Consider the following 12143-nt stretch of genomic DNA (forward strand, 5'->3'; position numbering starts at 1 on the left):
GCGTCAGGCCTGGAGGAGTATTTCGAACCCGCCGTAGACCATGCGCTGGCCGTCGAAGGGCATCGGATTGACGTCCGGCTTCATGCGCGGGTCCTGCATCATCTTGTCCATTCCGGCATTGCGGGTGGCCTTGTCCGGCCAGACGATCCAGCCAAAGGCAACGGTTTCGCCCTCCTTGAGCTTCACCGACATTGGAAACGAGGTGACCTTGCCTTCCGGGACATCCTCGCCCCAGCATTCGACCACGCTCAAGGCACCGTTTTCCTTGAAGACCAAGGCAGCGACTTTGGCGTGCCTGATGTATTGCTCACGGTTGGCGGTGGGTACGGCAGCGATGAATCCATCGACGTAAGACATGCGTTTTTCTCCTTGGGTCATGGGGTGTGCTGCAGGTTAGTCGGTTGCGCTGGCGTCCGATCGACAGTGCCGGCGCTCAAACCGACCGGCGGTTGTGCGCTGCCGCCCAGGCTGCCTTCGATCTGCGCCGCCATGTACAGCGTGCAGGCCATGACGCCGCTGGTCGGGCTCTGCACCAGTTGGGTCCATGCCTTGTCGAAGGTATTGCCCAGGCTACGGCGAATCAGCGCCTCGCTATCGGGCCGGTCAAAGGCCTGGATGAATGCGCGAATGCCAGCCACCCCTAGCGTGATCAAGCCACCGGCCAGTTTCCCGGTCGCTGCGGCCACGGCGCTTGCGGCCCCGCGCGGGGCCATCTCGGCTTCCATTCGCCGGCTGGCGCGCCTGGCCACCGGCGCCATCGCGGTGTCGGTCGAGCCCACCCCCTTGTCGCCACCGGCCTTATGGACTTTATCGATCAGCGCGGCGAAAGCCGGCAAGGAGTTCAGCGGTTCGGTGTGCAGGACCTGGTACAACGAGGCGTCCCTCGTCGGCGGAGGCCCGAGGGCGATGGCCGGGACTTTCTGGATGCGCCCGTTGAGTTGGGCCATCGGCACGCCGTGGCGGTTGGAGATTTTCTGCAGCTCTTCCTTGAGGATGTCGACATAGAACGCCGCTGTCAGGCCGAGAATCGCATCGGGATCGACTTCCACGGCCGCCGGGGCCAGGACCTTCTCCTGATAGGCTTCGAGCAGGTACGCCGCCAGGCGTTTTTCCACGGCGTCCTGCTCACCCTTGGCGCTGATGGTGTACCAGCTGACCTTCATCGACAGCCATTCCTGGGTCCAGTAACTGCTGAACCACGGAATGAAATTCTGTTCGGTCAATTCATAGACCCGTGTGCGCCAGTAATCCATGGCACCGCGGGCGTAGATTCTGGCCTGCTCGGTGGCAGCCTGCGACGCGGTGACGATCTCCCGGTCCACTTGTTGCCAGGTGCTGGCAGGAATGATGACCGGTGCCACTTCCACCGGCGCGCGCACAGGCGTGGCACACCCCGCCAACACCACCAGCACGGCAATGATCAGCGAACGCAGATTCAAGATCGCGATTTCCTGCAGTGTGCACCGGGCGAAATGCCCAGCACTCGAAAACCATGATTCAAGTATAGGCCGCGGTGCCCCTGAGGCCGCCTTCGCGGGCAAGCCCGCTCCCACAGAAAACGCGGTTGGCCACGGAACTGTGGGAGCGGGCTTGCCCGCGAAGGGGCCAGAGCAGACAGCACAAAATCCACCATCACTGGCATCGATATTCACCATCGCCGCGATTGCCTTCCGCTTGATAGCCGTCAGCGTAGGATCAATCCCAAGCCAACACGAAACCCCGAATCGGAGGGGAGCATCATGCTGATCCATTTGCTGACCTGCCTGGCCCTGACGGCGTTCACATTGGGCGTGTTTGCCTGGTGTGTCTTGAGCGAGGAGCAAACATCATGATTCACACTGTCACCCTCGCCGTGCGTTTTCCGGTGTTCGGCAATAATTTCTACGCGCAGAAATTCGAGTCACGTAAAGAGTTGACTCTGCTGTTCGACGAGAAGTTCGAGGCGTTGTTGATCCCGGCAGCCGATCATCACTTCAGCAATGAAGTGGTCGGGCTCAATGATCAATTTCGCTTTTTGAACGACGTGCTGGTCGAGCATCTGCTGGATGTCGAACTGGCAAAAGGCTCGGCCCGTTCGTTCGGGTTTTGAGCCTTCGCCAGGGTCATGAGGTTTTGTAACTGCATTTTAGGAAGCGTCTGACATCAATTCATTGGCGGTCTTGTTAGCGTTGCACTGAACCCGGCTCCGGGGCGTTTGTTGTGATCGGGTCACGGATGACCTTTTTACAAGTCTTGCACCAACGTCCTGGAGCCTGTGCCACGTCTCAAGACAAGGAACACTGGATGTTCGACGCAAACGCCAATGCTCGATTCAACCTCACCATCGATCACTTCGAAAAAACGCTTCAGGTCCTCTCCTTCACCGGCGATGAATGCATCAGCCAACCCTATGCCTTTGACCTGGATCTCGTCAGCGACCGCCCCGTCCCTGACCTGGAAAGCCTGTTGCACCGACAGGCTTATCTCTCGTTCAGCGACAACGGCCAAGGCATTCACGGGCAGATCCAGCGTATTGAACAGAGTGCCCATGGCTGGCGCCTGAGCCGTTATCGCGTGACGCTGCGACCCCAGTTGTCTTATCTGGCGCACCGCATCAACCAGCGTATTTTCCAGCAACTGGCCGTCCCGCAGATCATCACGCAATTACTCAAAGAGCACGGCATTCTCGGCGACCGTTGCCAGTTCCAGCTCGGCCGTACCTATCCCAAGCGCGAGTATTGCGTGCAATACAAGGAATCCGACCTGCGGTTCATCCAGCGCCTGTGCCATGAAGAAGGCCTGCATTACCACTTCCGCCACAGCCGCGACCGCCATGTCCTGGTGTTCGGTGATGACCAGACCGTTTTCCCTCGACTCGAACAACCCATCCCCTACCACCCCGCCAGCGGCATGGTCGCCGAAGGACCGGTGATCAACCGCTTCGCCCTGTGTTTCGAGGCCCGGACCAGCCGCACCGCAAGGCGCGACTACGATTTTGAAAAATCCGGCATCCGGCTGGAGTCCGAGCATCGGCCGCCGGTCGAAAAGGCTCAACCGGACCTGGAGGATTACCAGTTCCCCGGCGATTTCAAACAGGGTGACCGAGGCACGATTCTGGCGCGACACGCGCTGGAACGACATCGGGTCGACTACTGCCAGGTCGAGGGCGACAGCGATCAGCCATCCCTGGTCAGCGGGCACTTTTTGACGATGTCCGAGCATCCGTGCCCGGAGTGGAACGATCTGTGGCTGTTGAACCGCATTCACCACCGGGGGTGGCAACCCCAGGTCCTTGAAGAACACGCCGGCCATGACGCCATTAAACCCCCGGATGGCTTCACCCAGGGTTATCGCAACACCTTTTGGGTAACCCCCTGGGATGTGTGTTACCGCTCGAAAGAGGTGTATGAAAAACCCGCGCTGGGCAGTCAGACCGCGGTGGTCACCGGTCCCAAAGGCGAAGAGATCTACTGCGACCGCCATGGCCGGGTCAAGGTCCAGTTCCATTGGGACCGCGAAGGTCGCCACGACGACAAAAGCAGCTGCTGGCTGCGTGTTGCCTCGAACAGTGCCGGCGACCGCCATGGCAGCGTGACCCTGCCCCGGGTGGGCATGGAGGTCAGGGTCAGCTTCCTCCACGGCGACCCCGACCAGCCGGTCATCAGCGGTTGCTTTGCCAACAGCGCCCACCCCACCCCCTACGAACTGCCCGAGCACAAGACCCGCAGCGTGTTTCGCTCACGCAGTTCGCCGGGCGGTCGCGGCTTCAACGAACTGCACCTGGAAGACCGTGCCGGCCAGGAGTTGATCTACCTGCGCGCCCAGCGCGACATGGAACACAAAGTCGAACACGACAGCCGCCTCGAAGTGGGCAACGAACGCCGGGAAACCATCAAGGGCGACAGCATCTCGGTGCTGGGCGCGGAAGAACATCGCACCGTCAGCGGCGACCGCAAGGTCCGGCTGGATGCCGGCGATTACCTCCACGTTGGTGAAAGCAGCCATACCCGTGTCGAGCAGACACTGGTACTCGACGCGCAGAACATTCACATCAAGGCCGGTGCGAACATAACGCTCGAGGCCGGCGCCAGCCTGACCTTGAAGGACGGCAATCATCACTTCGTGATCGGACCGGGTGGCCTCTTCAGCAGCACTGAGGTCGTGGTCGGTGGTGCGCCGGTGACAGGAGCAGCGGTCCGTACGCTGATGCCGGGACTGCTGCCGGGGTTGTTGACACCCACGGTTCCACCTGTGGACGAGTGCCCCGCTCCCCTGACGTCACAGGATGAGCTGGAGGAAGAGGAAGAAGAAGTCGAGATCGAGGGCATTACCCTGCGAATCGGCGTGTTTTTTGACGGCACCGGGAACAACCGCGCCAACAGCGAAAAAGTCGCGGGGTGTTATGCCAGGGATGTGGGGCTGGAGGATCAGGCTGAGGATATTCGCCAGTTCTGCGCGTATCACGGGTATGACGGCAAGGGTGGTGCGCCGGATAATAGTTATGGGAATGACAGTAGTAATGTGGCGCGGTTGTATGACCTTTATAAGGATGACAGCGACAGGCAGCTGGAGGCAGAAGAGACATTCGCGTCCCTCCGGATTTACCTGGAAGGTATTGGCACCAGCAGTGGTGAAAAGGACTCCCTTTACTCGCAAGCGACTGGGGTTGGGGCTTTCGGCGTGCTGGCTCGGGTTGAGCAAAGTCCTGCACTCATCTTTGAACGAATCGAGCGATTCGAACGGTTTAATCCGGACCGTAAAGTCGAGCGTATCGAATTCGATGTCTTCGGTTTCAGTCGGGGGGCTGCGGCCGCCCGGCACTTTGCAAATGAAGCTACAAAAGGTGAGCGGAGCCCGTTGGCGATGCTGTTGCCCGCTGAGTCACCTTTGTTTGAGGAGGAGTTTGACTGGCGTGCAAACACCGATGTCACTATCAATTTTATCGGCCTCTTCGACACTGTCGCCGGTGTGGCGGATATTGGTGCTGGTGACTTCAGCGTCCACGACGCCAACAACCCAGGCGTCAATTTGTACCTGGCGCCGACCCTAGCCAAAAAAATCGTCCACTTAGTGGCCAGCGATGAACTCCGCCACAACTTTTCCCTCAACAGCGCTGGCAAGGCAGACATCAAGTTGCCGGGGGTGCATTCGGACCTTGGCGGCGGCTATCTGCCACGTGCCACAGAAAAAGTGCTACTGAGTAAACCCCGGCGTAGCGAGGTGGGCCTTCATGTGCAAGCGACGCAAACCGCCAGTTACTTCACGACGCAGACGCAACTGGAACGAATCCATGGACTGACCTGGTACAGCCTGCCGCTACGGATACGCACCTGGGAGCGGGAATATGCGACCCGGGGAAAAGATAAATACGAGTGGAAACACGTGTACACCGCCGTCAGTTGTGAGCGCGAAGTGCGCAACGACCTGGCCTTGATTTACCTGCGCATCATGCGCGAATTGGCGGCCAAGCATGGTGTACCTTTCAGGCTGATTGACGAAGAAGATCGGAAGTATGCGCTGCCGGATGAACTGCAACCCATTGCCAAAAAGTTGATGGCTTATGCCCTCGGTGAAGCGCACACAACAGGCTTGAATACGGATGAATACGTTTTGCTTCATCAACGCTACATCCACCAGTCAGCTAACTGGAATGCAGCCAGAGGGTTTAACTCGAGCGATCTGAACATCGTGTTTATCAATCGCCCCACCGACGACCATAAGCGTGTGGTGCATCCGAATGCTTAAACCCTCAGTGATTCCTAGAACTGCGATGACGGGCTTACTCGTACTGCTGCTGACGAGCTGCGCGCTGGCCGAGCGTCGTTCATTCCCCTATGAGGCCTGGTCGCTTAACTTCTTTGGCCGTCCCTATATGGAAGCCTGGATCGAAACGGCCGACGTGGTCGATATTGACGGTTACGTATTCCGCGGTGCCGGCAGCGGCGGCGTTTCTACGGGGTATCCAACCGCTTTCAGTAAGGGAGTACCGACTGTGTTCAAAGGCAAGCCTAGCGGCTGGCCAAAGGACCCCGGGGGAAGTGGCAGGCGTGTTTTAGGGGCCGAGCTTCCCCGTCTGGTCTACGTTCGCTGGCAATCTATGGCCGAACCACAAACCTACGAGGCTTACATCGAAATTCCCGAGTCGGCTCGCACCATCATGCGCAAGGGAGAGCAAGGCTATTGTGGAGCATCCGGTAAATGGATCACGGACTATAGAAAACTTCTGGTAGTGGGTCTCGCCCCAGGTGGCATTGCCAAAGTGTGGGTGGCTGGCCCTTGCCTGCATGCAATAGAAGTCACCCGCGTACAAGGCACGATCAATCCCGAAGGCCCCTATGGCGGCCATTCAAGCGGAAAGCATCGCCCGCTGACTGAAGAGTCCAAAGCCTACATCGACAAATTCGGCATTCCCTATGGATCCTGGTAACCATGAGGAAACCCAATCCACCGATAACCATAAGCGGGTGGTGCATCCGAATGCTTAAACCTTCAGTGATGCCTAGAACTGCAATAACGGGCTTACTCGTACTGCTGCTGACGAGCTGCGCGTTGGCTGAACGACGTTCATTTCCCTATGAAGCCTGGTCCCTTAATTTCCTGGGCCGCCCCTATATGGAAATCTGGATCGAAACGGCAGATGTCGTCGATATTGACGACAACGTGTTCCGTGGTGCGGGTAGTGGAATAGTCTCTACTGGTTATCCCGGTGCGTTCAGTAAGGGCATACCAAAAGAATTCAAGGGCAAACCGAGAGGGTGGCCCGAAAATCCTGCGGGAAGTGGTCGGCGCGTTTGGGGGGCCGATCTTCCCCGGCTGGTCTACGTTCGCTGGCAATCCATGGCCGAACCACAAACCTACGAGGCCTACATCGAGATTCCCGAGTCGGCTCGCACGATGATGCGTAGCGGAGAACAGGCGTTCTGTCGTGCAGACAGTAAATGGATAACGGATTACCGAAACCTACTGGTCGTAGGGTTGGCTCCGGGAGGTATCGCAAAAGTATGGATCAGAGGGCCTTGCCTCTCGGCCATTGAACTCACCCGCGTGCAAGGCACGATCAATCCCGAAGGCCCCTATGGCGGCCATTCAAGTGGCAAGCATCGACCGCTGACAGAAGAGTCCAAAGCCTACATCGACAAATTCGGCATTCCCTACGGGTCCTGGTAACTCGCAACATCGCCGGGGCTTTTTCCCAACGCCGCTCATAACGATCGCTGGCTGTTGCCAATCCCCTTCGCAATATCGATCCCCCAATCCATTGCCGCTTCCATGTCCATCATGTGCGGCCGTGGATCATGGTTTTCATTGATGACGCTGCCGTCCGGACGATAGACACCGATGAACATGCCCAACGAACCGTCTTTCAATATCTCGGCTTTGACTTTGATATTGCATCCGTTCGATAGCGTTTCCTTGTGCTCCAGATGGCGCTCGGTCATGACTGCATTCCTCCCCTGACTGGATTCAAACCCTACTGGCCATGCTAGCTCAGCCCCCTGAAATGCGCTGGCCGGTTGGACCGAAGGCCTGGCCTGACAGCGGCGCAATGCCACCTATACTGAAAACCACCTCCCCAACAAGGGGTCTGCACGTCCAACAATAAAAAGCAGAGGTGGAACATGGTCTGGCAGCAAGTCTACGATCCGTTCGGTAATCCGGTGCTTTCAACCCTCATGGCTGCCGTACCGGTGGTGGTGATGCTGGCATCCCTGGCGTTCTTTCATGTCAAGGCGCATCTGGCGGCATTGCTCGCTCTCGCTTCGGCCTTGTTGATCGCCATTTTCGCCTTCGGCATGCCGGCGAACATGGCTGGTACGGCAGCGTTGTTCGGGGCGGCCAACGGCCTGCTGCCGATTGGCTGGATTGTGTTGAACATTATCTTCCTGCATCGCCTGACCACCGAGAACGGCTCGTTCAAGGTGTTGCAAGACTCCCTGGCGCGCATCACCGATGACCGGCGCCTGCAATTACTGCTGATCGCCTTCTGTTTCGGTGCGTTTTTCGAAGGCGCGGCCGGCTTCGGTACGCCGGTGGCGGTGACCGGGGCGATTCTGATCGGGCTGGGTTTTTCGCCGCTGGCCGCTTCGGGGCTGGCGCTGATTGCCAACACTGCCCCCGTGGCGTTCGGCGCCCTCGGCACGCCGATCATCACTCTGGCCAAGGTCACCGGGCTGGATGAAATGGAGCTGTCGATGATGGTCGGCCGGCAGTTGCCTTTCTTCTCGGTGCTGGTGCCGTTCTGGCTGATCTGGGCTTTTGCCGGCTGGCGCAAGATGCTGGAAATCTGGCCGGCGATCCTGGTGGCCGGGGTCAGTTTTGCCGTGCCGCAGTTCCTGGTGTCCAACTATCACGGGCCGATGCTGGTGGATGTGATCGCCGCGCTGATTTCCATGGCCTGCCTGACCGGTTTCCTCAGGGTGTGGAAACCGGCCACCGTGCACACTTCCGCCGCCCTGTCCGGCCGGGTCGACAACTCGAAGATCGACGCCGAGCACGACGAAAAGCCTGTACCGACTGCAACCTTCGCCAATGAGGCGAAACCGGCAGTGATGCGGGCGTGGATGCCGTGGATCATCCTCACGGTCTTCGTGTTCATCTGGGGCACCCAGGGCTTCAAAAACACTTTCGACACCCGCCCTGCCATCGACCCGCAAACCAGTGCAGCCAAGCTCGATCCCCAGGGCAAACCGCTGCGCGAGGCGAACCCGCTGTTCGCGCCGGTCCTGATCTTTACCACGCTGCATTTGCAAGTCGAGAAAGTCCCGCCCGTGGTGCCGGCGCCGAAAACCGAAGAAGCGGTGTACAAGTTCACCTGGTTCACCGCCACCGGCAGCGGCATTTTGCTGGCGGCGATTGTCGGCGGCTTGCTGATGGGCTACTCGATCCCGCAATTGATTCGCCAGTACCTGCGAACCCTGTGGGTGGTGCGCTACTCGCTGATCACCATTGCGGCGATGCTCGCGTTGGGCTTCCTCACGCGCTATTCGGGGCTGGACGCCACCATGGGCCTGGCCTTCGCCGCGACGGGTATTTTCTATCCGATGTTCGGTACCCTGCTCGGCTGGCTCGGCGTGGCGTTGACCGGTTCGGACACAGCGTCCAACGTGCTGTTCGGTGGCCTGCAACGGGTGACATCCGAGCAGTTGGGCATGAGTCCGGTATTGATGGCTGCGGCCAACAGCTCCGGCGGGGTCATGGGCAAAATGGTCGACGCCCAGTCGATCGTGGTCGCGTCCACCGCCACCCGCTGGTACGGCCATGAAGGGGAAATCCTGCGTTACGTGTTCTTCCACTCGGTTGTGCTGGCGATTCTGGTCGGTGGCCTGGTGACGTTGCAGGCCTATGTCGCGCCGTTCAGCCACATGGTGGTGGGCGGACATTAAATCGAACTGTGGGAGCGGGCTTGCTCGCGAAGGCGGTGTGTCAGACGGCAATGTCTTCGACTGACACGCCCTCTTCGCGAGCAAGCCCGCTCCCACATTGGCGAGTGTTTTTTATTGAATGAATGGTACGTCGAGCAGACAACGATCCCATGGACAGCTGAGCCTGACGGGCTAATGATGAAGGTCAGTGGCCTCCAGCGAGAATCGTGATCCCATGAACATTCTCTACGATGAACGCGTTGACGGCGCCTTGCCCGATGTCGACAAACTGGCGCTGTTGCACGCCCTGCAAAGCCGGTTGCCGGACCTGGAAATCCTGCATCAGCAGGAGGAGCTCAGGCCCTACGAATGCGATGGACTGTCGGCCTATCGCACCACCCCGATGCTGGTGGTGCTGCCCCGGCACGTTGACGAAGTGCAAGGCGTGCTGCGCCTCTGTCATGAGTTGCGCGTTCCCGTTGTGGCCCGAGGCGCGGGCACCGGGTTGTCCGGCGGTGCGCTGCCCCTGGAGAAAGGCGTGTTGCTGGTGATGGCGCGCTTCAATAACATCCTGAATATCGACCCCGCCGCCCGTACTGCACGGGTTCAGCCCGGTGTGCGCAATCTGGCGATTTCCCAGGCGGCGGCACCGTTCGGCCTGTACTACGCGCCGGATCCGTCCTCGCAAATCGCCTGTTCCATCGGTGGCAACGTCGCGGAAAATGCCGGTGGCGTGCACTGCCTGAAGTACGGCCTGACCGTACACAACGTGCTGAAGGTCGACATCCTCACTGTCGACGGCGAGCATTTGAGCCTGGGTTCCAACGCCCTCGACGCCCCCGGTTTCGACCTGCTGGCGCTGTTCACCGGCTCCGAAGGCCTGCTCGGGGTGATCACCGAGGTCACGGTCAAGCTGCTGCCCAAGCCCCAGACCGCCAAAGTGTTGCTGGCGGCGTTCGATTCCGTGGAGAAAGCCGGGCGCGCCGTCGGCGACATCATTGCCGCCGGCATCATCCCCGGTGGCCTGGAGATGATGGACAACCTGGCCATCCGCGCCGCCGAGGACTTCATCCACGCCGGTTATCCGGTGGATGCGCAAGCCATTCTGCTGTGTGAACTCGATGGTGTCGAAGCCGATGTCGTTGATGACTGCGACCGGGTGCGCCAGGTGCTGCAACAGGCCGGCGCGATTGAATTGCGTCAGGCGAAGGACGAAGCCGAACGCGTGCTTTTCTGGGCCGGGCGCAAGAATGCCTTCCCGGCGGTGGGCCGCCTCTCGCCGGACTACTACTGCATGGACGGCACCATCCCCCGGCGTCAACTGCCCGGCGTACTGCACGCCATCGCCGAGCTCTCTAACGAATATGGCCTGCGGGTGGCCAACGTGTTCCACGCCGGCGACGGCAACATGCATCCACTGATTCTGTTCGATGCCAATCAACCCGGTGAACTCGATCGCGCCGAAGCCCTGGGTGGCAAGATTCTGGAGTTGTGCGTGAAAGTCGGCGGCAGCATCACCGGTGAACATGGTGTGGGCCGCGAGAAGATCAACCAGATGTGCGCGCAGTTCAACAGCGATGAGCTGACCCTGTTCCACGCGATCAAAGCCGCCTTCGACCCGAGCGGCCTGCTCAACCCCGGCAAGAACATTCCGACCCTGCACCGCTGCGCCGAGTTCGGTGCCATGCACATACATGGCGGTCAATTGCCCTTCCCTGAGCTGGAGCGTTTCTGATGCGCAGCCCTGAAGATTTCGATGACAGCCAGTCACTGCTGGAACAAGTCAATCAGGCGCTGGAAAACGCCACGCCGTTGCGCATCCAGGGTTCCAACAGCAAAGCCTTTCTCGGCCGCACCACGGCCGGGGAAATTCTCGACACCCGCTCGCACCGCGGCATCGTCAGTTACGACCCGACCGAACTGGTGGTCACCGCCCGTTGCGGCACGCTGTTGTCGCAGCTGGCGCAGGTGCTGGACGCCGCGCAACAGATGCTGCCCTGCGAGCCACCGTCCTTTGGCGACGGCGCTACCGTCGGCGGCATGATTGCCTGCGGGTTGTCCGGGCCTCGGCGCCCGTGGGCCGGGTCGGTGCGCGATTTCGTTCTCGGCACGCGGGTCATCACAGGGCAAGGCAAGCTGTTGCGCTTCGGTGGCGAGGTGATGAAAAACGTCGCCGGCTACGACCTGTCGCGTCTGATGACCGGCAGTTATGGCTGCCTTGGGCTGATCACCGAAGTCTCCCTCAAAGTACTGCCAAAACCCCGAAAGGCCTTGAGCATCAGCCTGGAAATGGACCCTGAACGCGCCTTGCAGCACCTGGCGGAGTGGGGCCAGCAGCCGCTGCCGATCAGCGCGGCCTGCCACAACGGCACACGCCTGCACCTGCGCCTTGAAGGCGGTGAAGGCTCGGTGGCGGCGGCCCATGAGCGCCTCGGTGGCGAACGGCTGGACGCTTCCTGGTGGGACGATCTCAACGAACAACGCTTGAGTTTCTTCGATGAAGACCAGCCGCTTTGGCGCCTGTCACTGCCGCACAACACGCCGTCCCTGTCGCTGCCGGGTCGCCAGTTGATTGACTGGGGTGGCGCCCAGCGCTGGTTGAAATCCGATGCCGACGCGGCGTTCATCCGCAAGGTCGTCGACGAGGTCGGCGGCCATGTCACCTGCTTCAGCCACGGCTTGACCGACACCCCTTTCCAGCCATTGCCTGCGGCCCTGATGCGTTATCACTGCAACCTGAAACAACAACTCGATCCACGGGGCATCTTCAACCCTGGACGCCTGTACGCGGAGCTTTGAACC

General features: G+C 60.0%; 10 protein-coding genes. 7 read left to right on the plus strand and 3 right to left on the minus strand.

Translation table 11 applies throughout. From position 1 onward, the window contains the following. Positions 1 to 3: 3 nt before the first annotated feature. Together ABIA48_RS02705 and ABIA48_RS02710 are read right to left on the minus strand one after the other, a co-directional pair. Positions 4 to 357 carry a DUF1428 domain-containing protein gene (locus tag ABIA48_RS02705; RefSeq protein ID WP_277537087.1) on the minus strand — a complete coding sequence of 118 codons (354 nt, stop codon included), beginning with the start codon at positions 355 to 357 and terminating at the stop codon, positions 4 to 6. A gap of 17 nt (positions 358 to 374) precedes the next feature. Then, positions 375 to 1439 (minus strand): hypothetical protein, encoded by a 1065-nt coding sequence (locus ABIA48_RS02710; RefSeq protein ID WP_429486945.1) that lies wholly within the window; start codon positions 1437 to 1439, stop codon positions 375 to 377. A gap of 389 nt (positions 1440 to 1828) precedes the next feature. Here ABIA48_RS02710 and ABIA48_RS02715 point away from each other — a divergent pair, with 389 nt between their 5' ends. From ABIA48_RS02715 to ABIA48_RS02730, 4 genes are all read left to right on the plus strand, one after another. Further along, the gene (locus ABIA48_RS02715) at positions 1829 to 2089 is read left to right on the plus strand and encodes a hypothetical protein (RefSeq protein ID WP_223457620.1); all 261 of its coding nucleotides are present in this window, start codon (positions 1829 to 1831) and stop codon (positions 2087 to 2089) included. Positions 2090 to 2283: 194 nt separating this feature from the next. Continuing rightward, on the plus strand, positions 2284 to 5724 hold the full coding sequence (gene tssI / locus ABIA48_RS02720; protein ID WP_429486946.1) for a type VI secretion system tip protein TssI/VgrG: 3441 nt from the start codon (positions 2284 to 2286) through the stop codon (positions 5722 to 5724). After that, complete coding sequence (locus tag ABIA48_RS02725) at positions 5717 to 6406, plus strand: DUF2931 family protein (RefSeq protein WP_429486947.1); 690 nt, start codon at positions 5717 to 5719, stop codon at positions 6404 to 6406. The genes tssI and ABIA48_RS02725 overlap by 8 nt, the downstream gene beginning before the upstream one ends. A gap of 50 nt (positions 6407 to 6456) precedes the next feature. Further along, positions 6457 to 7146: a DUF2931 family protein gene (locus ABIA48_RS02730; protein ID WP_429486948.1), complete on the plus strand. Its 690-nt coding sequence runs from the start codon at positions 6457 to 6459 to the stop codon at positions 7144 to 7146. A gap of 35 nt (positions 7147 to 7181) precedes the next feature. Here the strand turns inward: ABIA48_RS02730 and ABIA48_RS02735 are convergent, their stop codons facing one another. After that, entirely contained in the window at positions 7182 to 7418 is a 237-nt protein-coding gene (locus tag ABIA48_RS02735; RefSeq protein WP_007986442.1) for a hypothetical protein, read from the minus strand. Between the two features lie 180 nt (positions 7419 to 7598). Between ABIA48_RS02735 and ABIA48_RS02740 the strand changes: the two genes are divergently transcribed. From ABIA48_RS02740 to glcE, 3 genes are all read left to right on the plus strand, one after another. Continuing rightward, positions 7599 to 9362, plus strand: coding sequence for an L-lactate permease (locus ABIA48_RS02740; protein WP_429486949.1), 1764 nt, complete (start codon positions 7599 to 7601; stop codon positions 9360 to 9362). A 214-nt stretch (positions 9363 to 9576) separates the two neighbouring features. Beyond that, complete coding sequence (gene glcD / locus ABIA48_RS02745; protein WP_429486950.1) at positions 9577 to 11076, plus strand: glycolate oxidase subunit GlcD; 1500 nt, start codon at positions 9577 to 9579, stop codon at positions 11074 to 11076. After that, positions 11076 to 12140 (plus strand): glycolate oxidase subunit GlcE, encoded by a 1065-nt coding sequence (glcE, locus tag ABIA48_RS02750; RefSeq protein ID WP_429486951.1) that lies wholly within the window; start codon positions 11076 to 11078, stop codon positions 12138 to 12140. The genes glcD and glcE overlap by 1 nt, the downstream gene beginning before the upstream one ends. Positions 12141 to 12143: the final 3 nt, after the last annotated feature.

Origin of the sequence: Pseudomonas sp. S30_BP2TU TE3576, from assembly GCF_050436025.1 — a bacterium.
Lineage (GTDB): Bacteria > Pseudomonadota > Gammaproteobacteria > Pseudomonadales > Pseudomonadaceae > Aquipseudomonas.

Bases quoted from the DNA above. Each gene is read 5' to 3' on its own strand.
- ABIA48_RS02705 (WP_277537087.1), bottom strand. From the start codon at position 357: ATGTCTTACGTCGATGGATTCATCGCTGCCGTACCCACCGCCAACCGT.
- glcD (WP_429486950.1), top strand. From the start codon at position 9,577: ATGAACATTCTCTACGATGAACGCGTTGACGGCGCCTTGCCCGATGTC.
- ABIA48_RS02735 (WP_007986442.1), bottom strand. From the start codon at position 7,418: ATGACCGAGCGCCATCTGGAGCACAAGGAAACGCTATCGAACGGATGC.
- tssI (WP_429486946.1), top strand. From the start codon at position 2,284: ATGTTCGACGCAAACGCCAATGCTCGATTCAACCTCACCATCGATCAC.
- ABIA48_RS02740 (WP_429486949.1), top strand. From the start codon at position 7,599: ATGGTCTGGCAGCAAGTCTACGATCCGTTCGGTAATCCGGTGCTTTCA.
- ABIA48_RS02725 (WP_429486947.1), top strand. From the start codon at position 5,717: ATGCTTAAACCCTCAGTGATTCCTAGAACTGCGATGACGGGCTTACTC.
- glcE (WP_429486951.1), top strand. From the start codon at position 11,076: ATGCGCAGCCCTGAAGATTTCGATGACAGCCAGTCACTGCTGGAACAA.
- ABIA48_RS02715 (WP_223457620.1), top strand. From the start codon at position 1,829: ATGATTCACACTGTCACCCTCGCCGTGCGTTTTCCGGTGTTCGGCAAT.
- ABIA48_RS02730 (WP_429486948.1), top strand. From the start codon at position 6,457: ATGCTTAAACCTTCAGTGATGCCTAGAACTGCAATAACGGGCTTACTC.